We start from the raw sequence: 26,964 nt of genomic DNA on the forward strand, positions 1-26,964 counted from the left end.
CCTGGTCGACGACGGACGGACGCATGCACACGCGGCAGTGGTGTGTTCAGCCAGCCTTCGGCTTGCGCCTGACCGCCTGCTTCGCGCCTTTCACGTTTTTTCCACGCGGCACGCTTTCCACGCCCGGCGCCTGCGCTCCGCCACCGGGCTCGCCGAGCGCCGACAGCGTTTCCACATACGACAGAAAATGCTGCAGGTACTCGGGCGACAGGTCGTTCATCAGCGACAGCGCGCGATGCACAAGGCGGCTCGAATTCAACGGCCCCGCGTTGCCCGGCACCTGCGCCAGCGACTGGCGCAACTGCCGCCCCGCGCTCAACTTCGACCACACCGCATCGAAATACTGAAGGAGGTCGGCGAGCGTCTGCGCGCGGTCGGGGCGCTGTTTCAGCGATGCGGCCAAAGCCGCGAGCGACGTGTCGCGCTGCGCGTCGCCCGGTTGCGGCGCCGGTGCTTCGATCGCATCCGCATTGCGCTTGCGTTCGATTTCGCCGTGATACGCGCTGATCGACGCCGCGAGCCGCGCGTCGAGCAGGCGACGCAATTCGCCATCTGACTGAAGCGTCGTGATGCGCCGCGCCAGCGCGTCGATTGCCGCAAAGCGCAGCGGATCGAGGCGATCCGCTCCGGCTTCGCGCCACGCTTCGAGCGTCGCGCGCGCATCACCGCATGCGGGATCGTCCACTGCGGAAGGAAGAACGGGCTGCGTGTCGCGCACGTCGCTCATCGCACGTCACTCATGCTTGCCGCCGTTGCCCGCTGCGAGGCGCGGCACCGGCGCGATCTCGACGCGCCGGTTCTTCGCGCGCCCTTCCGGGTCCGCGTTCGAACTCACCGGCTGCTCGGAGCCGAACGCCGCCGCGAATACCGACGGCGCCGGCACGCCTTCGTCGATAAAGGCGCGCGTCACCGTCAGCGCGCGCTGCGCCGACAGTTCCCAGTTATCCGCGAAACGCCGGTTGCCCGCGCGCACCTGCTGGTCGTCGGCGAAACCGCTCACCATCAGGACCTGGTCGTTCACGCGCAGATACGCGGCGAGCGGCCCCGCCAGCGACTTGAGCAACTCGCGCCCCTGCGGCTGCAACTGGTCCGAGTTCGCCGCGAACAGCACATTGCCGCTGATGCCGATGCGTCCGTTCACGAGCGTCACGCGTCCGGCCGCGAGCGGCGCGGCGAGCGCCTGCTCGAGCGCCTGACGCCGCTGCGCCTCGGCCTTGCGCTGCTGCACTTCCTTCTCCAGCCGGCTCGACAGTTCGAATTGCACGCCGATCACGCTCACGAGAATCAGCACGAATGCGCCGACCAGCACCGACATCAGATCGCCGAACGCGGCCCAGATCGGCGCACCCGGCTCGACGCCGACATCGATGTCGTCGCTCATGACGCGCGCGCTCCGGCCAGATGCTGCAGGTCTTCCATGATCTGCTTCTGCGACATCACGCTCAGGTCGATCACCTCGCGCGCCTGCGCGACGTAATACGCGAGCTGGTCGTCGCTACGCGTGAGCGACTGGTCGAGCGCGCGCTCGATGCGCTCCAGATGCGTGATCAGCTTGCCGTTCGATTCGCCGAACGACGCGACGGCCGCGCCGAACGCGTCGCCCATGCTCGCCATATCGATCGCGCTGACCGCCACCTGCGCGGCGGCGGTATCGAGCTTGCGGGTCTCGGTTTCGACCTTGCCGGAGAACTGCTCGCCGACGCGCTCGAGCAGCGTGGCCGAGGTCGACACCAGTCCGTCGATGGCCGCGCGCTGTTCGGTCGACGCGAGATTGACCGCATCGAGCAGCGTCTCCAGCGTTTGCAGCAGACGCGTGCGTTCCTCGAGCATCGCGGTGTCGCGAACCATGCTTTCGGACAGGCTGTTGCGCAACTCCGCGATCACCTCGGCGGCGGCCTTCGGCGCTTCCGACGCCGCCGTCACGAGGCGTCCGATCGCGTCGATCGTGCCGCGCGCTTCGGCCTGCGCGCGCTCGGCGATCTGGCGGGCGGTATCGGCCAGCGTGTCGCAGATCTGCTGCTGGCGCGCGGCGTGTTGCGCGCCGGTCTCGGCCCATTCGCGCGACAGCGCCGACGCGGTCTGTTCGAGCGTCGCGGCCCACGCGGCGAGGCGTTGGTCGTCGGCGGCGGCAAGACCCGTCTGCAAGGCGGCATGCGAAGCATCGACACGCTCGACCAGCGACGCCGCGCGCGACTCGATGCTTGCCGCCGCGGCCGTCGTCGCGGCCTCGAAGTTCGCGGCGGCCGTCGTCAGCGCCGCTTCGTGACGCGCGGCGAGTGCGTCGTGTGTCTGCGCGTGCTGCGCCAGTGCGCCGGTCCATGTCTCTGAAAGTTGCGCCGCCGATGCCACGAGTTGTGCGGCGACGTCGTCGAGCAGCTTCGATGCGCGTGTGTCGGCGCTTGCGGCAAAGCGATCGAGCGTCGCGCTCATGCGTTCAGCGAGCGCGTCGTTCGATGCGCGCTGCGCGTCGAGCGCGCCGCTCCACGTGCTCGCGACCTGTTCCGCGGTCGACGCGAAGCCGCGCGACAGGCCGTTCATCTGCTGTTGCGCGGATTGCGCGACGCGCTCGTGCAGCGCGGTCGTGTCGTGCGCGAGGCTCGCGAGCGTCGTCTCGACGACGGGCTGGATCGCCGCGCCGACCGCGCGCGCATGTTCGCCGACACTCTGCCGCAACGACTGCTCGACCGAGTTCGCGAGCCGCGCGTACGTGAGCTCGGTCTTCGCGTGAAACGCCTGCTGGTTCGCCAGTTGCCGCTCGCTCGCGGTTGCGCTGTGGTGTTCCAGCGCGCCCATCAATGTGCGCAGGCCATCGATCAGCGCGGGCAACGACTCGGCCTGGCGCTGCATCAGCCGGAAGGTTTCCTCGCGTTGATGCGCGAGCGAAAAGACGCGCAACACCGTCGCGGTCTTCGCGTCGAGTTGCTGCGCGGCCTTGATGCGCTCGCGGCGGCACAGGGCGGACAGCAGGCCGAGCATCGCGGAGGTGGCGACGCCCGCGATCGATGTGCCGAACGCGAAGCCGAGGCCGCGCACCGGCGCGGCAAGCGAATCGCGCACGGCCTGCAGATCGGTGGCGGCGTCGAGCGCGGCGCCGGTGCCGCGCAACGTCGCGGCCATGCCGAGCAGTGTGCCGAGCATGCCGAGCAGCACCAGCAGGCCGACCAGATACGGCGTGAGCGACGGACCCGGCAGGCCCGCACGCTCACCTTCGACGCGCAGCCGCACTGCGCCGCGCAGGCTCGGATGCAGTCTGTCGAGCCATGCGCCGAGCTGCGGCGGCGGCGCGTTCAGCGTATCGACGGCGACGATCAGCGTGTCGGTGGCCTGCTGATAGCGGTACAGCTCGACCGCGCCCGTGACATAGCACGCGCCGATCAGCAACGCGACGACGAGCGCGAGCGGATTGGTCGTTGCATAACTGATGGCGACCCATAGCACGGCGGCAAGGCCCAACACAAAGACGGCAAGATGGATTCGGTATCTGGACATGGTGCTGCGTGGGTGTCCCGGTAGTTAGCTGGCGCGAAGGGCCGCGAGCAGCCCTTCGACCGGTTGAAAACGAACGTCGAGTTCCGCGAGCAGCACGGCGTGCATGTCTGTGCGGAACGCGTCGAGCCAGGTGTCGGCGGACGGCGCGGCGACGGGTTGGTCATTGCGAGGCGGGGGGGCGGGGGGGACGGCTTGTATTTGCGCTTTCTGTTGCGCTGATGCTGTTGCTTGCGCTGGTGCTTCCTTTTGCGCTGCCGCTGCCGTTTGCGCTGCCGCTTCCGTTTGCGCTGCCGCTTCCGTTTGCGTCGCCGCTTCCGTTTGCGTCGCCGCTTCCGTTTGCGTCGCCGCTTCCGTTTGCGTCGCCGCTTCCGTTTGCGTCGCCGCTGCCGCGAGCGCCGTATCGCGCAGTCGTGTGAAGTGCGCTTCGAGCAGCGTCGGCACGGACGCAAGCACACTGCGCTCGCGGGCATCGAGCGCGCGCTCCATCGTCGCGTCGACGAGCGCGAGGCGTGCGTGACGCTCGCCGCGCGTAGCAAGCGTCGCCCGCAGACGGCCGCGCAGTTCGCCAATGGCGGTTTCCATCGACTGCTGCAACGCCTGGTAGCGCTGACGGAACAGCGCGAAGTCTACGGTGGCGGCAATTGCGGCGTCCGCTTCGACGCGTGCTTCGACGCGCAGGCGCGTCGCGCCACCGCGTCTGCCCGCCGGTGCGCCGCCATACCGCCAGCTATTGATCGCATCGGTCAGCGTGGCGCGCGTGCGCGCGCACAGCGCCGCCTCGAGCGTGGCCGCAGTCGCGTCGCCGCGCATCGTCGGCGCAGCGGTAGCGGTGGTGGCGAGCGTTGTCGGCACAGCAGCTGCAGCGGTGGCAGCGGCGGGCGTCGTCGACACCGCAGTAGCCGCAGTGGCAGTGGCGAGCGTCGTCGGCGTAGCAGTGGCGGCTGCAGCAGTCGCGAGCGTCGTCGGCACCGCACCGGCGGCGGGCGCAGGCGCAACGGCGTCGAGCGCGCTGGACAACGCGATCGCGTCCGTCCAGCCGAGCCACTGGCTCAGACGGTCCGGCAACGAGACATCGGAAGCGGCCACGCTGGTCTGCGTGATGCGCGCCAGTACGCGGACCAGCGACGCGCCGCTGTATGGCGTGCGCTGCGGAAGCTGCACGGTTTCCTCGCGCAAAAACCGCATAGTTTACACGGCGACGGCCGCAAACCGGGCGATCGGCGACGGCATCGAGCGGGACACGAAGAAAGAATGCATTCGAGCGCCTTTCGAACGCCTCACGCGTCGATACTTCCAGAAGCACAGCGAGACCCGGCCGGATATCGAGTCAGTCGAGCAAGCTGGGCAAGCCCGGTCCGGTCTGGACAACCCGCAAAATCGTAAGTCACCCGGCACATGCCCTGTATCTGTCGTGGCGGCCGACCTCTACCGGCTCACCTCACAGAAATTTCACCGCGCCGCCGTTCAGCTCGTACATCGCGCCGACTATCCTGATCTGCCCTTTGCTTTCGAGATCAAGCAGAATCGGGCTGCCGCTGCGCACCGCCGCTACCGTTTGCTGAACATTGGACCGTGCAACAGCGTCAACAAAGGCGGCATTCTTGCTGCTCCGATCTCCGCTGTAGTCGGTCGCCTCGACCGCCGGTTTGATCTTGTCGAGCAGCCCCGTCAGGTTGCCCAGTTGCACATTGTCGATGGCGCCCTTGATCGCACCGCACGCGGTATGGCCCATCACCAGCACCACTTTCGCGCCAGCCACCGCGCACGCAAACTCGAGGCTGCCGAGTATGTCCGGATTGGCGACATTGCCGGCGACGCGCGCATTGAATGTGTCGCCGATGCCCATGTCCAGGATGATCTCCGCGGGAGCGCGTGAATCGATGCAACTGAGAATAACGGCCGCGGGGTACTGGCCCGTCGCGCTCGCCCGCTTCTGCGCGAGAAAGTCGCGCGTTTGCATCTGCCCCGTGCGGAAACGCTCGTTTCCTTTTTTCATCATCGCGATGACCTCGTCGGGGGTGAGCGCATCGCGCTTCGCCTTCGTGAGCGCCGCCGCTTCGGCGACGGCTGCATCGAACCCGATTCCCGCAACGAACATCACGGTACCGCCCGCTGCTTTTAGCCACTTGCGGCGTCCGCTTTCCGTCGGATGCTCCATCCTGCAGCAATGCCTGATCGTGCCCATCGCGCGCTCCCTGGAGTCAACACGGACTCCTGCACGATCCAGCTTATTCGGCATCCAGCGATTTGAACATTGACCTTTGGTCCATCACGTGAACGATACGTAACGTCATGTCGATGATGCGAGGCGCAAGATACGCGCGCGTCTGTGTTCGGTGATAAGGACGCACGGAACACGCGCTCGCGGAAATCACGATGGCTGTGCGCTACGCCGCTGTGCCATTGCAATGCATCGCGCGTGGCTTGATCGCCTCAGCGGTCGATCTCCGCCATATGCATGCGCCGTTCGAGCTCGCCCATGTCGCCAGCGGACGCGAGGTATGCGTCACGACGGCTGTGTTCCGCACGGTCAAGCGCCTTTCTCATCAGCGGATACAGATAGATAAACAGGATCAACATGACGTGCTCCGGTCAGCGGTCTGGTCGATGGCATATCGGCCCGAACGGGGCGCGATACATGGGTTCCAGGCGTGCATCCGGTGCAGTGCATCCGGGGCGATCGATGGCGGGTCGTGCGACGGCTGGGAGCGACTTCTGACGCAGAGTCTGTGCCATATCGCGACAAGCCTTGTCCAGCGGGCGTTTCAGCGGTCGGCGACGGGTCTGGAGCGGAGCAGTGTTGCCGTCTGCCCGACGCAGTGCCGAGCGAAAGTCGGGCCGCGCCCGACACGTATTCCGCATTGCGTCGCGCCGTCCGACCGTCGCGCGACCGCGCGATCCGTTTGTTCTGTCGTAGCGAGCGCATCGTCCGCCGCGATACGGAAACAACAGACAGTTCGCTCGACCTTCGCGACGCGCGGTGCTCATCATCGTGTTGCCTTGCTACGTGCCGCCTCCTACATTGTCAAAGTATCCACGGGACGTTCCTCAATTCGCCGTATCCGAGTCCATGCGCCGTTACGGAGGCAAGCATGTGTCCTGTTATCGTCGATGTCGCCGAACAAAAACGCCTGAACGACGCGCGTACCGCGCAAATTCCGTGGAAGAAGTGGGGGCCGTACCTCAGCGAACGACAGTGGGGAACGGTCCGCGAGGACTACAGCGAAAACGGCGACGCCTGGAACTACTTCACCCATGACCATTCCCGCTCGCGCGCCTACCGGTGGGGCGAGGACGGGCTCGGCGGACTATGCGACGACCAGCAGCAGTTGTGCTTCGCGCTCGCACTCTGGAACGGGCGCGACGCAATCCTGAAGGAACGGCTGTTCGGCCTGACCAATAGCGAGGGCAATCATGGCGAGGACGTGAAGGAGTATTACTTCTACGTCGACAGCACGCCCACGCACTCGTACATGAAGTATCTGTACAAGTATCCGCAGCAGGCGTTTCCATACCGGGATCTGGTCGAAATCAACCGGCAACGATCGCGGGAAGAACTCGAGTACGAACTGCTCGATACCGGCGTTTTCGATGACGACCGGTATTTCGACGTGTTCGTCGAATACGCGAAGGCGAGTCCGGAAGACATCTTCGTGCGCGTTTCCATCCACAATCGCGCGCGCGAAGCGGCACAACTGCGGGTCCTGCCCACGCTGTGGTTTCGCAATACCTGGTCGTGGGGCCACGATGACCGCAGGCCGTCGCTATGCGAGGCGGCTCAAGATGTCATTCGTGCGACGCATCCTGAGTTAGGCGAGTACTGGCTTTACTGCGACGGCGCAACGGAACTGCTCTTCACGGAAAACGAAAGCAATGCACAGCGTCTGTGGAATCAACCGAATGCTTCGCCCTATGTGAAGGACGCATTTCATGCGTACGTCATTGCGGGGCAGCGCGACGCGGTGAACCCCGCGCGGAGCGGAACCAAGGCCGCAGCGCATTACGTGTGCGACGTACCCGGCGGCGGCAGCGCGACCCTCCGGTTACGCCTGACCGCAGTCGAGCAAGGCCACCGTGCCTTCGACGATTTCGACCAAACCTTCAACAGCCGCATCGCGGATGCGAACGCGTTCTACGAACGCATTGCTCCCAAGACGCTGACCGAAGACCAGCGGCGCGTGCACCGTCAGGCTTTGGCCGGCATGTTGTGGGGCAAGCAGTACTACTACTTCGATCTCGAATGGTGGCTGCGCGAGCACCGCAGTCATCCGTTGCTCGAAGCCGCGCGGCGCGATGTGCGTAATGCCGAGTGGTTCCACATGCTCAATGCCGACGTGATCTCGATGCCGGACAAGTGGGAGTACCCGTGGTACGCGGCCTGGGACCTGGCCTTTCATACGATCGCGCTGGCGCTTGTCGATTTCGATTTCGCCAAGGAGCAGTTGCTGCTGATGCTGCGCACGCTGTACCTCCATCCGAGCGGCCAGATCCCCGCTTACGAGTGGAACTTCAGCGACGTCAATCCGCCCGTGCATGCGGCCGCCACGCTTTGGCTCTACAAGTATGAGAAAGCGCTGGGGCGCGCGGACCCGCGTTTTCTCGAGCGCTCGTTTCACGGGTTGATGCTCAATTTCAACTGGTGGGTGAACCGCAAGGACCCATCGGGCCGCAACGTCTTCGCGGGCGGCTTTCTGGGGCTGGACAACATCGGGATATTCGATCGCAGCGCGCAGCTTCCGACCGGTGGATCGCTCGAGCAGGCGGACGGCACCGCGTGGATGGCGTTTTATTGCCAGACCATGCTGGAGATGGCCATCATCCTGACCGAGTACGACCCGATGTACGAGGAGATCGCGTTCAAGTTCGTCCAGCACTTCATGTGGATTGCGTACGCGATGGACCGGCGCGGCCATCATCCGGACGAGATGTGGGACGACCAGGACGGATTTTTCTATGATCTGCTGCGCCTGCCCGACGGCCAGACCATGCGCCTGAAGGTGAGGTCGATGGTAGGCTTGCTGCCGCTGTGCGCGTCGACGGTTTTCGAAGCCGATCCTCTGTCGCGCTGTCCGAAACTGATCGCGATGATCGCGCAATTCCGCAAGCGTTACCCTGAGCTGCTCGCCCATGTGGCGCCGACCGACGACGGCTTTATCGGCCATCGCGAACGCAGGCTGCTGTCGATCCTCAACCGCCGCAAACTCGAGCGCGTACTCGGCTACCTGCTCGATGAGAACGAATTCCTCGGACCGCACGGCATCCGTTCGCTGTCGCGCTATCACCTCGACCATCCGTACGTGATCCAGGTCGGCGGGCAGGAATATAAGGTGCAGTATCTGCCCGCTGAATCGAATACCGGGATGTTCGGTGGAAACTCCAACTGGCGCGGTCCGGTGTGGATGCCGGTCAATCTGCTGATTGTCAGGGCGCTGATGAATCTCTACGGTTTTTTCGGCGATGAATTCAAGGTGCAGTGCCCGACCGGGTCGGGGCCGCATATGACGCTGTTCGAGGTCGCGCAGGAAATCGTCCGCCGGCTGACGGGTACATTCCTGCGCGATGCGGATGGCAAGCGCCCCGTCTACGGCGGGACCGGCAAGTTCCAGGACGATCCGCACTGGCGTGACCTGATCCTGTTCTACGAGTACTTCCACGGCGATAACGGCGCCGGGCTCGGCGCCAGTCACCAGACCGGCTGGTCGGGTCTCGTTGCGCCGCTGCTGGATCTGTTCGGACGCATCGACGCGCAAGACGTGCTGGCGAGCGACCGCTGGCGTGTGATGGCCGCCGTCGCCGGGCACATGGACGAAGTACAGATGGATGGCAGGTGACGAAGGCGGGTTGTCGTCTGGCGCCCGGCTGGATCTCATCTCACTGGCGCCGGCCTCGAACGGAACGCCGCGACATAGCACGACACGAGCGACGACGATGACGGGTCAGCCAAGAAACGCGCCGCCGTTCGCGTGCATCACCTGACCTGTCAGATAGCGCGCGTTGTCGCTGCAGAGAAAGCCGACGAGGCTCGCCACTTCTTCCGGACGCGATCGCCGCCAGCTTTCCGAATGCGCGTTCGGTCTTCGGCGATCGGCTCGCCAGCGTCACGCGTGGACTCGGCATTTACGCGCAGAATCTGTTCGGTCCAGGCGACTGAGTGACCGTTTGCACTGACAGGGACGCCCGATGCAAACACTAGCGTTGCCGACCGCGCAGCCGGACGCGATGCTGGACTTGCGCGAAAAGCCAACTGACAAACAGCGTGGACAGCGTGCCGATGATCACCTGCACGAGCCTGAACAGCGGCACGTCCCACAGCGGCCCTTGCATCGGCACGAGCAGCACGATCGTCGCGGTGATCGCGCCGAGGCGCGCCGCGCTGCCGACGTTCACGCACCAGCACGCGATAATCACCGCGGCAACCGTCGTCGCATAGCCGAGCAGCTCATGTGTGCCCGCGCCAAGCGATGCGCCGACGAAGCCGAACACGCCCCCCGCCATCGCGCCGATAAACTGGTCGCGCGACAGGTTGCGGGTATCCGCGTACGTATGCTGCGTGACGGCAATCGCGGTGATCGCGGCCCAGAACGCCTGTTGTGTATGCAGCGCGATCGCGACACCGTACGCGAGACACGCGCCACATACCGCTTGCAGCGCCACGAGGCACCCCTCGGCGACGCGCTCGCGAAACGGCTGGTTTTTCAGCAGGCCGACCAGCACGTCGGCGGCCCGGGCTCGCGCCTCATGGCGTGTTTCGCTGATATCGGTCATCGTTGCGTTCTTGTCGTCGGTCATAGGCGGCTTCCGGATGCGCGGTGCGGCGCTGATGCCGGATGATTGCGCAAGCGCCTGCACTTCATTATGCGGCAACGGATCGGCGCTCTGCCCTGACGTTCAGAGAACATTCCCGGTGCGTATCAACTCCAGTGGGCCTTAGCGGCAGCAGCGGCCTTATCCGATCGGAGATCGAGACGCGCATAAACGACCGCCGGCTTCGCGTCCGGAATAATCGTGTTCGCACCGAAGTACGGAACGCAAAAGCCAGGCGGCCCGACACAGTCCCCAGGGCCATTCGGCTGTCCATGCAGACTGGCGCAACTAGCCAGGGCCATCGCTGCCGCAGCGTAGAAAGCCGTCCGCAATGTTATGCATATGATGCATCGTTTCATTTCAATGCACGTCCTTGAATGCACGACCGGCGAATGCCATGCGTCGCGCTGTATGGGTGTTGATTTGCTTCGATATCCTGATCTAGTGGTGCGCGTAGACCGTGCGATCGAGATAGCTGATCTGGCCGTCCTGTTGCGCATGCACCAGATCCTGATAAACCTGCGCCCGTGTCTCGCTGCTCGTTGCATCGGGCTGCCAGTTGCCGGACTGGTTCGCCGGCGGCTGCGTGGTTGGTGTGTTCTGGCTCGACGTAAACGGTGCGCCGGCGGAGAGATCCTCCGCGTGCGCATACGACGGCAAGGCTGCGCCCATGGCGAGACACGCGGCGACTAACGCGCTGAAACACGCATTCATTCTGAAGCCTCCTATTCGGGAATCCCGATCAGTCACATCCACAGGCCGCTGCACAACGCAAGCGAGCAGGAGCCCGTGCAAACAAGCATAGTGATGTGAGGCTTCATTTCCGCGAGCAGAAACATGAAGAGAAATTTAAGTTCATCTGATCTCGCGTTGCGACGCTTCACCGGTTCTGAAGGCGAAAAAAAGCCCCGCGAGCTTGCACTCGCGGGGCTTGCCTTGACTGATTAAGTGTTGCTGATGCGGATGTTGCTGCGGCTGCCTGATCTTATTGACCCGTTTATCGACCCGTTTATCGACCCGTTTATCGAAGCGTTTGCCAAAACGCGCCGACGCGAAAAAACCCAGCCACCGCGCCCAGCACGGCTTACTTGCCGCCCACGCTCTCCAGCGTCGTCCACTTGCCGTCGACCACCTTGTACAGCGTGATGCCGCCGTTCTTCAGGTCGCCCTTGCTGTCATACGCGAGGTCCTTCGACGTGACAGCCGGCATATTGGTCTTCGCGAGCACCGGCAGGTATTTCGCCGGGTCGGTCGAGTTCGCCTTCTTCATCGCGTCGAACATCGCCATCGCACCGTCGTACGCGTACGGCGAGTACGTCTGCACGTCTTCGTTGAAGCGCTTCTTGTACTTCTCGACGTAGTCCTTGCCGCCCGGCATTTCTTCCAGCGGCAAACCCGCCAGCGACGCAACCGTGCCGTTCGCCGCATCGCCGGCCACTTGCAGGAAGGTCGGCGTGTGGACCATTTCACCGCCCATCAGCGGCGCCTTCATGCCGAGCGTCTTCATCTGCTTGACCATCGGCGCCGCTTGCGAATCCGCGCCGCCGAAGTAGATCAGGTCCGGATTCATCGACTTCAGCTTGGTCAGAATCGACTTGAAGTCGACGGCCTTGTCGTTCGTGTACTCGCGGTCGACAATCGTGCCGCCCGACGCCTTCGCGGCCTTCTCGAACTGATCAGCCAGACCTTGACCGTACGCGGTGCGGTCGTCGACGATCGCGATCTTCTTCATCCCGAGCTTCTTCACCGCGAACGTGCCGGCCACCGAGCCTTGCTGCGTATCGGAGGTCATCATGCGGAAGGTGGTCTTGAAGCCTTGTTGCGTGTATTCCGGCGCGGTCGCCATCGCGATCTGCGGAATGCCCGCGTTCGCGTAGATGCGCGAAGCCGGAATCGTCGTGCCCGAGTTGAAGTGGCCGAGCATGCCCTTGATGCCGTCGTCGACCAGCTTCTGCGCAACCGTCGTGCCGGTGCGCGGGTCGGCCTGGTCGTCGGCGACGTCCAGCACGAAGCGCACCGGCTTGCCGCCGATCACCGGCTTCGATGCATTCACTTCTTCAACCGCGAGCGTGATGCCGTTTTCGAAGTCCTTGCCGTAGTGCGCTTGCGCGCCGGTCATCGGACCAGCGAAACCGATCTTCACATCTTCGGCCTGCTGAGCGTGCGCGGCCCCCGCCAGCGACATAGCGGCAACCAGCGTTGCGCCTGCCAGCTTTTTCATCGTGTGTTGCATGTCATCTCCTTGGTACCAGGGTGTGGATGGAGCGGATCTCGGGGTCGCCGTGCCGCTGCCGTTTTTTTGAATCGATTGGCGAAGGTTCGCTCAGCCGATCGTCATCAAATTCGCATTGCCGCCTGCCGCTGCCGTATTGACGCTAACCGAACGTTCCGTCAGCAGGCGTTCGAGCGCGTAGTCTTCGTCGCCGTTTTCCAGCGCCCGCGCTGCGACGCCCTGCACCGACACGATCGGCCCAGGACGCTTGGCGACCTCCTTCGTCAACGCGAGCAGTTCGTCGCTGTCGCCTTCGAACAGCACCGCGTCGAACGGCGACGCGTCGCCGTTTTTCTTCACGCTCGCACGGCGCTTCAGCGACGCGGGCAGCGAGGCCACCAGCTGCTCGCCCGCCGCGCCTTCGAAGAGCGCGTGATTATCCGTCGCCAAAACGGCTGCGAGCTGCACACGTGCGCCGCCGGCCGTCGATGCGACACACAGCACCGTGCCGCGCGCGCCGAGCGAATACGTGTTGCGCTCGCCGGTCGGACCGCACAGCACCGCGGTCGCGCCAGCCGGCACGTGCGCGAGATAGCCGTCGCAGCGCGCCGCGAGCGCCGGCTCGCGTTCGGCGATCAACCAGTCGCGCAGCGCGCCAAGCGCGGCGGACGGCTTGTCCGCAACCGCAGCGGCCTCGGTGTGGCCGTTCTGCGCGGATGCAGACGCGGATGCAGACGTGGACGCCGCCCTCGACTGCTGGGCCGGCGCCTCCGCCACCAGCGTCTGCGCGAGCGCCTTCGGCAAGCCCGCCGGGCGCGTCGCCAGCAGACGCGGCAGGTACAGCGCGCCGCCCGCCTTCGGTCCGGTGCCCGACAGCCCTTCGCCGCCGAACGGCTGCACGCCGACCACCGCGCCGATCACATTGCGGTTCACGTAGATGTTGCCCACGTGCGCGCGGCTGATCACATGCGCAATCGTCTCGTCGATCCGCGTATGGATGCCGAGCGTGAGCCCGTAGCCGGTCGCGCGGATCTGCTCGAGGAGTTTGTCGAGCGCGCTGCGGCGATAACGGACCACGTGCAGCACCGGCCCGAACACCTCGCGCTCCAGTTCGTCGATGCTGTCGAGCTCGATCAGCGTCGGCGGCACGAAGGTGCCGAACGCGCCGCTTTCCGGCATCGGCAGCTGCACGATATGGTGGCCTTTCTCGCGCATCGCCGCGATATGCGCGTCGATGCCGCGCTTCGCCTGCGCGTCGATCACCGGGCCGACGTCGGTCGACAGACGGTCCGGATTGCCAACCGTCAGTTCCTTCATCGCGCCGCTCAGCATCTCGATGGTGCGGTCCGCGACATCGTCCTGTAGACAAAGAACGCGCAGCGCCGAACACCGTTGACCGGCCGAATCGAATGCCGATTGCAACACGTCCGCGACGACCTGCTCCGCGAGCGCCGACGAATCGACGATCATCGCGTTCTGGCCGCCGGTTTCGGCGATCAGCGGAATCGGTTTGCCGTCCGGATCGAGGCGCTCGGACAGCGTCTTGTTGATCAGCCGCGCGACTTCGGTCGAGCCGGTGAACATCACGCCGCGCGTGCGCGGATCGGCGACCAGCATCGCGCCTACCGTCTCGCCGTCGCCCGGCAGCAGTTGCACCGCGCCGGCCGGCACGCCGGCTTCGCGCAGAATGCGCACGCCTTGCGCGGCGATCAGCGAGGTTTGTTCAGCGGGCTTCGCGAGCACCGTGTTGCCGGCCGCGAGCGCCGCGGCCACCTGGCCCATGAAGATCGCGAGCGGGAAGTTCCAAGGGCTGATGCAGACGACCGGACCCAGCGGACGGTGCGTGTCGTTCGAGAACTCGTCGCGGATCTGCGTCGAGTAGTAGCGCAGGAAATCGATTGCCTCGCGAATCTCCGACACCGCGTTCGGCAGCGACTTGCCCGCTTCGCGCACGACGAGGCCCATCAGCGTGTGCATCTGCGCTTCGAGCAGATCGGCTGCGCGCGCGAGGCAATCGGCGCGCGCTTCGACCGGCGTCGCCTGCCAGATCGGCGCAGCGGCGAGCGCATGCGCGAGCGCGGCGTTCACGTGCTCGGGCGTTGCGTCGATCACCGTGCCGACCACGTCGCGATGATCGGCCGGGTTGCGCGCATCGCGCGCGGTGCCGCCGGCGATCGCGTCGTCGGCAAGCATCGGCGCCGCGCGCCACGGATGATGCGCGCTCGCCAGCAAGGCCGACGACAGCGACGCGAGCCGATGTTCGTTCGACAGATCGAGGCCCATCGAATTGACGCGCTGCGCGCCATACAGATGGCGCGGCAGCGCAATCTTCGTGTGCGGCGCGCCGAGCGGCACGACTTTCGACGCTTCCTCGACCGGGTCGGCGACAAGCTCCTGCACCGGCACGCTTTCGTCGGCGATGCGGTTGACGAACGACGTATTCGCGCCGTTTTCGAGCAGGCGGCGCACGAGATACGCGAGCAGCGTTTCATGCGTGCCGACCGGTGCGTACACGCGGCACGGCCGGTTCAGCTTGTCGCGGCCGGTCACTTCCTCGTACAGCGGTTCGCCCATGCCGTGCAGGCACTGGAACTCGTACTGGCCCGGGTAGTAGTTCTGCCCGGCGAGGTGATAGATCGCGGACAGCGTGTGCGCATTGTGCGTCGCGAACTGCGGATAGACGGCGTCCGGCGCGCTCAACAGCTTCTTCGCGCACGCGACGTACGACACATCCGTGTAGATCTTGCGCGTATACACCGGGTAGCCTTCGAGGCCATCCACTTGCGCGCGCTTGATTTCGCTGTCCCAGTACGCGCCTTTCACGAGCCGCACCATGATCCGGTGACGGCTGCGGCGCGCGAGGTCGACGATATAGTCGATCACGAACGGGCAGCGCTTCTGGTACGCCTGCACGACAAAGCCGATGCCGTTCCAGCCGGCGAGCTCCGGATCGAAGCACAGCGCTTCGAGCAGGTCGAGCGAGATCTCGAGGCGGTCCGCTTCTTCCGCGTCGATATTGAGGCCGATATCGTAGCGGCGCGCGAGAATCGCGAGCGCGCGTACGCGCGGCAGCAGCTCGCTCATCGTGCGTTCCTGCTGCGAGCGCGCATAGCGCGGATGCAGCGCGGACAGCTTGATCGAAATACCCGGCCCTTCGTAGATGCCGCGGCCGCCCGCCGCCTTGCCGATCGCGTGGATCGCCTGCTCGTACGACGCGTAGTAGCGTTGCGCGTCCGCTTCGGTGGTCGCCGCTTCGCCGAGCATGTCGTACGAGTAGCGAAAGCCGCGCGCTTCGTACTTGCGGCTGTTCGCGAGCGCTTCGGAGATGTTTTCGCCGGTGACGAACTGCTCGCCCATCAGGCGCATCGCCATATCGACGCCTTTGCGGATCAGCGGCTCGCCGCCCTTGCCGATCAGCCGCGTGAGCGCCGACGACAGACCCGTTTCGCTATTCGTCGTGACGAGCTTGCCGGTGATCATCAAGCCCCACGTCGCCGCGTTGACGAACAGCGACGGCGCGTGGCCGACGTGCGAGCGCCAGTCGCCCTTGCTGATCTTGTCGCGAATCAGCGCATCGCGCGTTGCGCGGTCCGGAATGCGCAGCAGCGCTTCGGCGAGACACATCAGCGCGACGCCTTCCTGGCTCGACAGCGAAAACTCGTGGATCAGCCCTTCGACGCCGCCGCCCGAACGCTTGCCGCGCAGCGTCTCGACGAGCTTCGTGGCCATTGCCTGCACGTCGTTCGACAGGTTCGCCGGCAGGCGCGCCTGGCCGAGCAGAAACGGCACGCACTCCGGCTCCGGACGGCGATACGCAGCCGTGATCGCCGCGCGCAACACCGACTGCGGCTGCACGCTTTGCGCGAATTCGAGAAACGGATGCGAGGCACTGTCTTCGTCCGGCGTGCCGGCGAGGCCGTCGAGGTCCGCTGCGCTGTGGCTGCCGGTCAGTTCGGCGGGAAGCTGGCCGTGTTCGATCTTTTCGAGGTACGCGAAGATCGCCTGCTTGATCAGCCAGTGCGGAGTGCGTTCGAGGCGCGTGGCGGCGTCTTTCAGCCGCGAACGCAGCAGGTCGTCGACTTTGACGCCAAGTGTGGTGCTCGCCATGTTTCCTTCTTGATGCTGATGCGCCGACGCGCGGGCGCCGGCCAAAGACTGAAAAGTTGGCGAATCGTACCTCTCTCAATAAAAAGGTGCAACCTGTTTGCAAGCTTGGTTGCACCTCGCCGTGAGGCTTATCACATAAGGGATTGCGAGATTCGAGGACAGTTGCCGCCGGCGCCGCGAGGGTCGGTACTTTCCCTGGCAAATTCTTTTGCGGTTCGCCCTAAGTGAACCGCGCGGCGCGCCGTTATACAGGTAAGCAATGCACGTTATTGCGCGGAACGAGTAAAAACGACCGGCAATCAGGGAAGAAAAGTAATGGAAAAGTGGGCGGTAGTCGTAGCGATCTGGACGATGTGCGCGATGTGCGCGGTGCTGTTTATCCGCGGCGCGACGCGCGACGCCACGCGCAGCGTGCGTGCGGCGCGTGGGAACGCGCATGCGGGCCGGGCGCGGGACGGCAAGTACGAGGCACACGACGCGTAAGCGTGCGGCGGGCGCGGCATGCGGACCCGGCTGGTGTGGCGGGTTGTCCGGACGCGTGGCTAACGCCGCGCCCGGCCGGATTCAACGTCGTGAAGTGAATTGATGGCAGGCGTCGTCGGGCGAAACGAAGCGATCGTGCAGCGTGCACAACCGCGTCGTCGCGACGCTCGCGCCGAAGCCTGAACTGAAGACAGCGAGGCCGGGAATGCTCTGTTCGATTGAATGCCGATCATCGGCGCGGTATCGGCAACCGGCGCAACTCGGCCGGCGCGTCTCACCGGCGGTGAAAGGCGCGCCCGGCGCGGGCCGCTCGTCGCGCGCGACGTCGCTCACGAACCCTGCCCCAAGCTGTTCCAGTACGGGGCGAACACGTGCGCGGACAGCGCGTAACCGATCGCGATATTGACCGCCACGCCCACCGTGAACGCGACGAACGGTTTGACGCCGGTCGCGCTCAGCGAACGCAGGCGCGTCGTCAACCCGATGCTGAAGAAGCAGAAGATAAATGCCCACGTGCGCAGCGCGGTGATCGGCGCGACCAGTTCCGGTGTAACCACCTTCCGGTAGTCGGCGAGCGTGTAGTGGCTCGCGATCCACGTGACGAGCGCGGACGCGATCACAAAGCCGATCACGAACTTGGGAAAGCGCGCCCAGATCTCGCCGGCGTCGGCTTTCGCCTTGACCGCGCCGCCGGCGTCGTCTTCGGTTTCCCAGCGCGTGGTCGCGACGATCGCGAGCAGGAACGCCCAGATGCCGATCCAGATGTCGCGGCCCACCACTTTCATCAGCGTGAACGCTTGCAGCGAGGCTTCCGGCGCGCCGGCGATCGCGCCGCCCGCGTGCTTCGCGAAGTCGCCGTAGGCCTGCGCGGCGGCAATGCCGGCCGCGTCCGCGAATTCCGACGTGCCGATCCATGCGCCGGCCACCGCGGTCGTTAAGCCGAGCGAGCGCGATGCGAACGGCAGCACGAAGATCATCACGATCGCCCACAAGATAACCAGCGTGATCGCCACCGACGCGTACTCGCGTTTCGCACGCACCGCGCCTGCGATGGCGATCGCAGCCGACACGCCGCACACCGCGCCGCCGACGCCGAGCACCGCCGCGAAACGCTTGTCGAGGCCGAGCGCCTTGCCGGCGAAGAAGATCACGAAGAACGTGACGAGCGAGACGATCGTCGCCTGCCCGACCGCGACCGGGCCCGCCCAGACGAGCAGCGTGAACGGCAGCGTCGCGCCGAGCAGCACGATGCCGACCTTGATATAGAACTCGACGCGCAGGCCGGCCGAGAACCAGGCCGGCAGCGTGAACACGTTCGAGATGATGAGCCCCAGCGCGAGCGCGACGAGCGGCGGCTCGAGGTTGTATTTCGATGCGTTGACCCACGCGCCCAGTTCGAAGATCAGCACCGACACGATAAACAGGATCGCAAACGACGGCACGAAGTGTGCAATACGCTGCTTCAGCGCGCCGAGTCCGATGCTGAACAGCACCGCGAATACGACGAATAGCGCGAGATAGTTCGGCACGTGCGCGACGACGTCATGCACGGCTTGCGTGGCGTCGGTCCATTTCACCGGCGCGACCGCGAGCCACTTGATGCTGCTGCCGGATGCAAACAGCGCCAGCGCGATGACGACCACCAGCAGGCCGATCCACACGGCCCACCAGTCTTCGGTTGAAAAGAGGCCCCGTCCGCCGGGCGTGCTGCGCGCGGCATCCGTCTTCGGCGCATGTGCGCCGCCGGCCGGCAACGTATGTTTCGTATCGCTCATTTTTCATTCCCCCGCAGTCGGAACGGTGACAAGCCGCGTGCTGCTTCGATTGTTGTTAAAAACACGCGCCGATCCGGCGAAATATAGGCGAGTACGTTAGTGAAACGAAACGATCTTTCGCTCTATCGATATGACTGAAAGGGATTTGTGGAGGGGTGGCGTCGAGCGCCGCGGGACGTGATGCGCGCGTGCCGTCGCTTTATGCGGCAGCATTCGCGATATATGCGTATACGCATGCGCCGTGCGTGCATGTGCATGTGCGTTGTTGCCTCGTGTGCATGTGCTGCGCCTGCGCGCGGGACAGGCTTGCAGGCGCGGCATGCATGCGCGGCGCGCGTGTCCTCGCGACCGCCCTCAGATATCGAGCGGGTCGACTTCAATACTCCAGCGCAGCACACCTTTGAGCCCGCGCAACATCGGCGGCCATGCACGCAGCGTCGTCTGCAGCGCCGCGCGCGACGCGCTTTCGATCAGCAATTGCGCGCGGTGCACATGCATCACCTTGACGATTGTGAGCGGAACGGCGTCGTAGACCGTCACCCGTTCAGCGGCCGGAATCTCGTGCAGCGCGGCCGCGGCCTGCTGCAAAAACGCGAGCGCCGCTTCGAGCGTGCGGCCTTCGGCACGCAGCATCGCCTGATAGACGAACGGCGGCAAATGCGCGTCGCGTCGCTCGGCAAGCGTCGCGTTCGCAAAGCCGATGTAGTCATGACGCGCGAGTGCGTGGTAAAGCGCGTGCCGCGGATAGCGCGTCTGCACAAGCACCTCGCCCGGCAAACCGGCGCGGCCCGCGCGGCCGCTCACCTGCATCAATTGTGCGAAGAGCCGCTCGCTCGCGCGAAAGTCATGTGAGAAAAGCGCGGTGTCCGCATTCAGCACGCCGACCAGCGACACGCGGCGGAAATCGTGGCCCTTCGCGACCATCTGTGTACCGACGAGGATGTCGACTTCGCCTGCGTGCACGTCGGAGAACAGCGCCTGCGCGCTGCCTTTGCGGCGCGTGCTGTCGGCGTCGATGCGCAGCACGCGCGCGCCCGGCACCAGCTTCGCGAGCGTTTCCTCGACGCGCTGCGTGCCGCGGCCGAGCGGTGCGATATCGACATTGCCGCATTCGGGACACGCGCGCGGGATGCGTGATTCCCAGCCGCAGTGGTGGCAGCGCAGCGCGCGCTCGGGCTTGTGCAGCACGACGTACGCGCTGCAGCGCGGGCAGCCGGCCACCCAGCCGCATGCGTCGCATGCAAGCTGCGGCGCGTAGCCGCGACGGTTCAGGAACACCAGGCTTTGCTCGCCGCGCTCGAGACGCGCTTTCAGCGCTGTCAGCAACGGTCCCGAGATGCCTTCGACCGACGCGCGGCCGCGACGCCGTTCATCTTCGAGGTCGATCAGTTTGACGCTCGGCAAGACGGCGTCGGCGACTGCCCGGCGCGCGAGCGTCAGACGCTTGTAGCGGCCCTGATCGGCTTGCCACCAACTTTCCAGCGACGGCGTCGCCGACCCGAGCACGACCGGAATGCCCAGTTGCTTCGCGCGCCAGATCGCGAGATCGCGCGCCGAATAGCGCAGGCCTTCCTGCTGCTTGTACGCCGGGTCGTGCTCCTCGTCGACGCAGATGATCGCGAGACGCGGCAGCGATGCCAGCACCGCGAGGCGTGTGCCAAGCACGATACGCGCGCGGCCCGTATGCGCGGCGAGCCAGTTGCGTGCGCGTTCGCCTTCGGCGAGGCCGCTGTGCAACGTGACGATCGCGTAGTCGTCGAGCGCCGCGAAGCGCGCGCGGAACGCGGCCTCGAATTGCGGCGTGAGGTTGATTTCGGGGACCAGCACCAGCGCCTGCGCAGTGGAATCGGCTTCGAGCAGCGCGGCGAGTGCGCGCAAGTAAACCTCGGTTTTGCCGCTGCCGGTTACGCCGTGCAGGAGGAAGGGTGCGAAGCCTTGCGCCGCGTGGATCGCGTCGACGGCGGTGGATTGTTCGTCGGTCAGCGTGGGAAGCGTGGCACAGGCCTGGGCGTGGCCGTTCGGCGCATCGGCCGACGGGCTCGTCGATTCGTGCGGATCTCCCGGCGTTTCCATCGGCGCCGGCCCGCTGCGCGCGAGCACGCCGCCCGCCTCGATCACCTCCAGCGCGACCCAGCCGTTCGCTTGCCATGCGTCGAGCGTCGCCACCGCTTTCGGGTGCAGCGCCCGCGCGTCGGCGGCAGACAGGAATTCGGCGCCGGCGAGTTCGTCGGCCAGACGCCGCAGCGCAGTCGCGCGCGGCGGCAGCGCGTCCGGTAGCGCGCTGCGTCCCGCAGGCAGCAGGCGATAGCGCTCCTCCGGCGCCAGCAGCCGCGCCCACCGTGACGCATCGCGCAGCGCCTGCGGCAGCGCCGGCAACGCGACTTCGCCGAGACCGCGCTGGTAGTAATCGGCGGCGAACGCCGCGAGCTCCAGCCACTGCGCGGATAGCGGCGGACACGCGGTGCACACGCTATCCACCGCGCGCAGACGGTCTTCCGGCACGTCACTGTGAACGGTCACTTCGCAGACGAGCCCCACCACGCGCCGCTTGCCGAAGGGAACGCTGACCAGCGTGCCGGGATGCGGCGCAGCGTCCGCTTCGCAGCGATAGTCGAATAATGTGGGCAGCGGATGGTCGAGCGCGACCCGGACGAACATAGGACTCACCAGCCGATCCGGCGTCGCCGCAACGGTGCCCCGAACGGTGCCCCCGGTAGCGTTGGGGTGTTCGTACCGAACTTAAAGTGAAACATCACATTCGGTGCTAAGTTTTGGATTCGGCAGAACAAATTATCTGCTTCCGCGTTCTGTGGATAACTTTGTTGAGAACTTCGCCCCACGCGCCCGCGGATGGCGTCCGCTAGGGCTTTCTGTGGCTTTCCGCACACTTGTTCCGGCCCCGGTCAAACCCTTGCTGGCTAAGGCGTTCACACGAAGATCCGAAGCTTGGCAAGCACAATGTGACGAATTCCGCTTCTACCGCGCCGCAGCGTGATTAGTGTGTATAAGTCAAGTCTTGACAACCGGCAGAACGCCATTCGACGGCCTGTGGAATGCAAATTTCCTCTTAAGGCGAGAGCCCAGGTCATTGCGTTGCAACAATTCTGTCATCTGCGCGAAGCGTTCCGGCGCGCGTTGCCCGGTTATTCGGTTTGCTTATTTCTGCGCTGCCGCGCGTATCGCCCGGCTGTGCCGATGCACCTCGTCGACCAGCTCCGCGACGTGCTCCGGTGGTGTGAACTGCGAAATGCCGTGCCCGAGGTTGAACACATGGCCCGGGTGGTTGCCATAACTGTCGAGCACCGCGCGCGCTTCGATGCGGATCGTCGACGGCGGAGCGAACAGCACCGACGGATCGATATTGCCCTGGAGCGCGACTTTGCCGCCGATGCGCTCGCGGGCGCGGCCCAGATTCACGGTCCAGTCGAGGCCGACCGCGTCGACACCGGACGCCGCGATATCGTCGAGCCACAGGCCGCCGCCCTTCGTGAACGCGATGACCGGCACGCGCCGGCCGTCATGCTCGCGCTTGAGTTGGCCGACGATCTGCGCGATGTACTGCAGCGAGAAGCGCTGGTAGACGCCGTCCGCGAGCGCGCCGCCCCACGTGTCGAAAATCATCACGGCCTGGGCGCCCGCTTCGATCTGTGCATTCAGGTATGCGGTAACCGCGTGCGCGTTGACGTCGAGAATGCGATGCATCAGGTCCGGCCGGGCGTACAGCATCGACTTCACCGTGCGGAAATCGTCCGAGCCGCCGCCTTCGACCATATAGCACGCGAGCGTCCACGGGCTGCCGGAAAAGCCGATCAGCGGCACTTGCTGACGGCCTTGCGCGTCGGTCAGCGCGCGGCGGATCTGGCGCACCGCGTCGGTCACGTAGCGCAGCGTCGCGTCGATATCGGGTACGGCGAGGCGCGCGACGTCGTCTTCGGTGCGCACCGGCCGCGCGAACTTCGGCCCCTCGCCCGTCGCGAATTCGAGGCCCAGACCCATCGCGTCGGGAATCGTCAGGATGTCGGAGAACAGGATCGCCGCGTCGAGCGGATAGCGCGCGAGTGGCTGCAGCGTGACTTCGGTCGCGTAATCCGGGTTCTTCGCGAGACCGAGAAAGCTGCCGGCGCGGCTGCGCGTCGCGTTGTATTCAGGCAGATAGCGGCCGGCCTGGCGCATCAGCCAGATCGGCGTGTAGTCGGTCGGCTCGCGCAGCAGCGCGCGCAGGAAAGTGTCGTTGATCAGTTGTTGAGCCACGTCGCGTACGCCTGAATGCCTGAAAGCAAAAACGCATTTTACCGGACGCGATGTCCGATCAGGCGTCAGTTACGCGGCAGCCGTGTGCGATGCGCGGGTAACGTCGGCGTCGTCTTCGCGTAAGGCGCCGCGCCATTCACGAATGGATGCGCGCGATTCCGAAGTGCACGCGCGGCGACGGCGACGGTTTTCAGCATTCACTACGTAGAATAAGCGACCCCTAGGAGGACATCTTATGAAGAATAAAGCCGCGTCCGCAACGTCGCGTGTGCTGTCGTATTCGCTTTCCGTCGCAATTTCGTGCGTGCTGTCGGGTGCGTTGCTGGATGTGAGTCCGGCGTACGCGCAGTCCGCCGGTGGCGCGAGCGCTTCGACGCAGGCGCCGTCGCCGTCACGCCTCGACGAAGTCATCGCGCGCGGCACGCTGCGCGCGTGCACGACCGGCGACTACAAGCCGTATTCGTACTATCGGCAGGACGGACAGTTCGAAGGCATCGACATCGACATGACCGAGTCGCTCGCAAAATCGCTCGGCGTGAAGGCGGAATTCGTGAAGACCACGTGGCCGCATCTGCTCGACGACTTCATCGCAAAGTGCGATATCGCGGTGGGCGGCGTATCGACCACGCTCGATCGGCAGAAGCGGGCGTTTTTCACGCAGCCGTATCAGGTCGACGGCAAGACGCCTATCGTCCGTTGCGACGATGTGAAGAAGTACCAGACGGTCGAGCAGATCGACCAGCCGTCGACGCGCGTGATCGTGAACCCGGGCGGCACCAACGAGCGCTTCGCGAAGCGCTACTTCCCGCACGCGACGCTGACCGTCTACCCGGATAACGTCACGGTGTTCAAGCAGATCCTCGACGGCAAGGCGGATGTGATGGTCACCGACGCGTCCGAGACGCTGTTGCAGCAGAAGCTGAATCCCGGCCTGTGCTCGGTGCATCCCGACAAACCGTTTCAGTACGGCGAAAAGGCGTGGATGGTGCCGCGCGGCGATATCGTGTTTCAGCAGTATGTCGACCAATGGCTGCATCTTGCGCGAGAAAGCGGCGAATATCAGCGCATTTCCGATAAATGGCTGAAGTAGACGGCTGCGCCCCTTCGAGCTGGGCCGTCCGCATGGCGGAATCCGACAGGATGGACCTGTAACGGTGCGGGCGCGCGCGGTCAGCGCGCGCCCGCCGTCTCCGCTTTTGTCTGATGTGCGATCGCGGCACCTTTCGACCGCCCGATTTGCATTGCAGCATTTTTCAAAGCCGTCCGCTTCCGACCTTGCAAAACGTTCGGAAGCGACTAGGCTTCAACCAACTCCTCAAAGCAGATCTGCTCCCGCGCGGCAAAATTTCCCGCCTCTCGCGCGCCAGGAAGCGCCGCAATAACCGTATCAAACCAGAACGGTAAATAGAGATTTAGTCACTTTCAAATAGTCGGTAAAAACGAACTTTTAACCGGCAAATAACGGCAAAAAATCCCGGAGAGCCTTGACTGGCGGGCGTTACAACCTGAAACACTTTGTTACCGCGTTCCCGGTTTAATTCGCCCACAATGCCTCTCACGGGTTCAACACGGATGTGGCTTGGTGTGTGGTGTGAGCGGACATCTTTCATTCAAGCCGGTCGGCAAATTGCCGGGTCCCTGAGAAGGGGCATCCCTGTTGGAGTCGTGGTCGGCGGCGAATTCGTCGTCCAGTCGATTCCTCCTTTGGTCTCCTCGCGCTAACCCCGTAGCGTGTGGTTTTTAGCGGGCTCCAGGCCCGCTTTTTTTTTGCCTCGCTAAACGTTTGCGCAGTGCAGCGTTTGGCGTTTGCGGCGTCTCATCTGCCACGCATTTTTCAGGCATTCGCGAGGTATTTGCTACGCGCCTGCCGCGTGCTGGTTTGCTGGCGCCGCAACAAGTCCTCGCGTGGCGCCATCATGCGCCGCGCTCCAGGGCTAGGCGGTCTTGTCCGCGCTCAGCCTCAGTTCTTCGCACATCCGCTCACGCATCACGAACTTCTGGACCTTGCCGGTCACCGTCATCGGCAACTCGTCGACGAAGCGGATGTATTTCGGCACCTTGTAGTGGGCGATCTGCCCGCGGCAGAAGTCCTGGATTTCGTCGGCTGTTGCATGCTCGCCGGCTCGCAGCACAATCCACGCGCAAAGCTCTTCGCCGTATTTCGGATCGGGCACGCCGAATACCTGCACACTCTGAATCTTCGGGTGACGGAACAGGAATTCCTCGATCTCACGCGGGTAGATGTTCTCGCCGCCGCGGATCACCATGTCCTTCAGGCGGCCGACGATGTTGCAGTAACCGTCGGCGTCGATCACCGCGAGGTCGCCGGTGCGCATCCAGCCGTCAACGATGCACTCGCGCGTTTTCGCGTCGTCGTTCCAGTAGCCGCGCATCACTGAATAGCCCCTGGTGCACAACTCGCCGGTTTCGCCGATGGGCACGGTGTTGCCCGCCGCGTCGACCACCTTCACCTCGAGGTGCGGCTGCACGCGTCCGACGGTTGTCGTGCGTTTGTCGAGCGGATCGGTGGTCGAACTCTGGAATGACACGGGGCTGGTCTCGGTCATCCCGTACGCGATCGTAATCTCGGACAGATGCATGTTCGACGCGACCCGCTTCATCGTCTCGATCGGGCATGGCGAACCGGCCATGATGCCGGTGCGCAAATGCGTCAGATCGAATTGGCGGAAGTCCGGATGGTCGAGTTCGGCGATAAACATGGTCGGCACGCCGTGCAGCGCGGTGCACTTTTCCTCCGAAACAGCGGCGAGTGTCGCGGCCGGGTCGAACGCTTCACCCGGAAACACCATGTTCGCGCCCACCGATACACACGCGAGGACCGCCAGCACCATGCCGAAGCAGTGATAAAGCGGCACGGGGATGCATAGCGAATCCTGCTCCGACAGCCGCATCGCCATCGCGATATAACGCGCGTTGTTGACGACGTTGCTGTGGGTCAGCGTCGCGCCTTTCGGGCTGCCCGTCGTGCCGCTCGTGAACTGGATGTTGATCGGGTCGTGCGGCGACAGGCTGGCGGTCAGCGCGTCGAGTTTCGCGGTATCGAGCGTCTGCCGTCCGAGCTCGATCACTTCGGCGAGGCACAGCATGCCCGGCGTGTCGGTGTCGCAAACCCGGATCACGACGCGCAGCTCAGGCAACCGGGCTGCGCTCAGCTTGCCGGGGGCCTGTGTCGCGAGTTCCGGCGCGAGCGCCCTGAGCATGTCCAGATACATCGACGATTTGAACCGCTCGGCCGACACCACCGCCTTGCAGCCGACCTTGTTTAGCGCGTACTCGAGCTCCGCAAGCCGGTACGCGGGGTTGATATTCACGAGAATCGCGCCGATCCGCGCGGTCGCGAATTGCGTGAGCAGCCATTCAACGCGGTTGGGCGACCAGATGCCGACGCGATCGCCTTTGCCGATACCGAGCGCGAGAAGACCTGACGCAAAGATATCGACTTCGTCGGCGAACTCCTGCCAACTCCAGCGAATGCCCTGCTCCCGGAATACGACTGCCGGACGGGACGGGAAGCGTCGCGCGGTATCGAGCAGGAACTGGCCGACGGTCGCCGCGCTGAGCGGGATGTCGGTCGAGCCGCGCACGTAGGAGCGTCCATCTTTCGGCGCGATACGAGCCGTGCCGGTCGCCTCGTTGTCACGAGGGATGTCTACCGTTGTGCCGCGGGAATGTCCTCCGGTTGTCGCCATGTTGACTGTCTCCTTTGGACGAATCCCCGTTTCCAGAAATAGGTTTGGAAGGAATTGTGCCCTTGCGCGCGGGCGCGCGGCATCAAGTCTTTCCCGCACCTTTTCTGAGCCGCGGTGGAAGCGCCGCAGTCAG

General features: G+C 64.8%; 18 protein-coding genes and 1 pseudogene. 3 read left to right on the plus strand and 16 right to left on the minus strand.

Features of this window, described 5'->3' with window-relative positions:
* Positions 1 to 46: 46 nt before the first annotated feature.
* The 7 genes and pseudogenes from HV675_RS17075 to HV675_RS17100 all read right to left on the minus strand — a co-directional run bounded on the left by HV675_RS17075 (position 47) and on the right by HV675_RS17100 (position 6,069).
* The gene (locus HV675_RS17075; protein WP_175112113.1) at positions 47 to 727 is read right to left on the minus strand and encodes a DUF2894 domain-containing protein; all 681 of its coding nucleotides are present in this window, start codon (positions 725 to 727) and stop codon (positions 47 to 49) included.
* Positions 728 to 733: 6 nt separating this feature from the next.
* Positions 734 to 1,381 (minus strand): OmpA family protein, encoded by a 648-nt coding sequence (locus HV675_RS17080; protein ID WP_175112114.1) that lies wholly within the window; start codon positions 1,379 to 1,381, stop codon positions 734 to 736.
* Positions 1,378 to 3,489 (minus strand): DUF802 domain-containing protein, encoded by a 2,112-nt coding sequence (locus tag HV675_RS17085; protein WP_175112115.1) that lies wholly within the window; start codon positions 3,487 to 3,489, stop codon positions 1,378 to 1,380. Before HV675_RS17085 ends, HV675_RS17080 begins: the two co-directional genes overlap by 4 nt.
* Before the next feature lie 24 nt (positions 3,490 to 3,513).
* The gene (locus HV675_RS33040; protein WP_465263641.1) at positions 3,514 to 3,687 is read right to left on the minus strand and encodes a DUF3348 family protein; all 174 of its coding nucleotides are present in this window, start codon (positions 3,685 to 3,687) and stop codon (positions 3,514 to 3,516) included.
* A 159-nt stretch (positions 3,688 to 3,846) separates the two neighbouring features.
* A pseudogene (locus HV675_RS33045) lies at positions 3,847 to 4,674 on the minus strand (DUF3348 family protein); the annotation flags it as partial.
* Positions 4,675 to 4,927: 253 nt separating this feature from the next.
* Complete coding sequence (locus HV675_RS17095; RefSeq protein ID WP_175112117.1) at positions 4,928 to 5,674, minus strand: carbonic anhydrase family protein; 747 nt, start codon at positions 5,672 to 5,674, stop codon at positions 4,928 to 4,930.
* Positions 5,675 to 5,922: 248 nt separating this feature from the next.
* Complete coding sequence (locus HV675_RS17100) at positions 5,923 to 6,069, minus strand: DUF3563 family protein (RefSeq protein WP_175112118.1); 147 nt, start codon at positions 6,067 to 6,069, stop codon at positions 5,923 to 5,925.
* Positions 6,070 to 6,581: 512 nt separating this feature from the next.
* On the opposite strand from HV675_RS17100, the gene HV675_RS17105 reads away from it, so the two are divergent.
* Positions 6,582 to 9,320: an MGH1-like glycoside hydrolase domain-containing protein gene (locus HV675_RS17105; RefSeq protein WP_175112119.1), complete on the plus strand. Its 2,739-nt coding sequence runs from the start codon at positions 6,582 to 6,584 to the stop codon at positions 9,318 to 9,320.
* A 105-nt stretch (positions 9,321 to 9,425) separates the two neighbouring features.
* Here the strand turns inward: HV675_RS17105 and HV675_RS32960 are convergent, their stop codons facing one another.
* The 5 genes from HV675_RS32960 to putA form a co-directional block, all read right to left on the minus strand.
* Positions 9,426 to 9,518, minus strand: coding sequence for a hypothetical protein (locus HV675_RS32960; protein ID WP_175112120.1), 93 nt, complete (start codon positions 9,516 to 9,518; stop codon positions 9,426 to 9,428).
* 160 nt (positions 9,519 to 9,678) lie between these two features.
* A complete protein-coding gene (locus HV675_RS17115) occupies positions 9,679 to 10,278 on the minus strand; it encodes an FUSC family protein (protein ID WP_246270345.1) in 600 nt (199 codons plus the stop codon).
* A gap of 456 nt (positions 10,279 to 10,734) precedes the next feature.
* A complete protein-coding gene (locus HV675_RS17120; protein WP_175112121.1) occupies positions 10,735 to 11,007 on the minus strand; it encodes a DUF4148 domain-containing protein in 273 nt (90 codons plus the stop codon).
* A gap of 370 nt (positions 11,008 to 11,377) precedes the next feature.
* On the minus strand, positions 11,378 to 12,526 hold the full coding sequence (locus tag HV675_RS17125; RefSeq protein ID WP_175112122.1) for a branched-chain amino acid ABC transporter substrate-binding protein: 1,149 nt from the start codon (positions 12,524 to 12,526) through the stop codon (positions 11,378 to 11,380).
* Positions 12,527 to 12,616: 90 nt separating this feature from the next.
* Positions 12,617 to 16,612, minus strand: coding sequence for a trifunctional transcriptional regulator/proline dehydrogenase/L-glutamate gamma-semialdehyde dehydrogenase (gene putA, locus HV675_RS17130; RefSeq protein ID WP_175112123.1), 3,996 nt, complete (start codon positions 16,610 to 16,612; stop codon positions 12,617 to 12,619).
* 315 nt (positions 16,613 to 16,927) lie between these two features.
* Here putA and HV675_RS17135 point away from each other — a divergent pair, with 315 nt between their 5' ends.
* Complete coding sequence (locus tag HV675_RS17135) at positions 16,928 to 17,095, plus strand: hypothetical protein (protein ID WP_175112124.1); 168 nt, start codon at positions 16,928 to 16,930, stop codon at positions 17,093 to 17,095.
* A gap of 329 nt (positions 17,096 to 17,424) precedes the next feature.
* Here HV675_RS17135 and HV675_RS17140 read toward each other — a convergent pair whose 3' ends face one another.
* The 3 genes from HV675_RS17140 to hemE all read right to left on the minus strand — a co-directional run bounded on the left by HV675_RS17140 (position 17,425) and on the right by hemE (position 23,121).
* A complete protein-coding gene (locus HV675_RS17140) occupies positions 17,425 to 18,870 on the minus strand; it encodes a YeiH family protein (protein WP_175112125.1) in 1,446 nt (481 codons plus the stop codon).
* Between the two features lie 354 nt (positions 18,871 to 19,224).
* The gene (locus HV675_RS17145; protein ID WP_175112126.1) at positions 19,225 to 21,528 is read right to left on the minus strand and encodes a primosomal protein N'; all 2,304 of its coding nucleotides are present in this window, start codon (positions 21,526 to 21,528) and stop codon (positions 19,225 to 19,227) included.
* Between the two features lie 498 nt (positions 21,529 to 22,026).
* Positions 22,027 to 23,121 carry a uroporphyrinogen decarboxylase gene (hemE, locus tag HV675_RS17150; protein WP_175112127.1) on the minus strand — a complete coding sequence of 365 codons (1,095 nt, stop codon included), beginning with the start codon at positions 23,119 to 23,121 and terminating at the stop codon, positions 22,027 to 22,029.
* 235 nt (positions 23,122 to 23,356) lie between these two features.
* On the opposite strand from hemE, the gene HV675_RS17155 reads away from it, so the two are divergent.
* Entirely contained in the window at positions 23,357 to 24,211 is an 855-nt protein-coding gene (locus HV675_RS17155; protein WP_175112128.1) for a transporter substrate-binding domain-containing protein, read from the plus strand.
* 844 nt (positions 24,212 to 25,055) lie between these two features.
* Here HV675_RS17155 and HV675_RS17160 read toward each other — a convergent pair.
* Positions 25,056 to 26,831, minus strand: a complete 1,776-nt coding sequence (locus HV675_RS17160; protein WP_175112129.1) for an AMP-binding protein — start codon at positions 26,829 to 26,831, stop codon at positions 25,056 to 25,058.
* Between the last annotated feature and the right edge of the window lie 133 nt (positions 26,832 to 26,964).

This window comes from Paraburkholderia solisilvae, assembly GCF_902859875.1.
Lineage (GTDB): Bacteria > Pseudomonadota > Gammaproteobacteria > Burkholderiales > Burkholderiaceae > Paraburkholderia > Paraburkholderia solisilvae.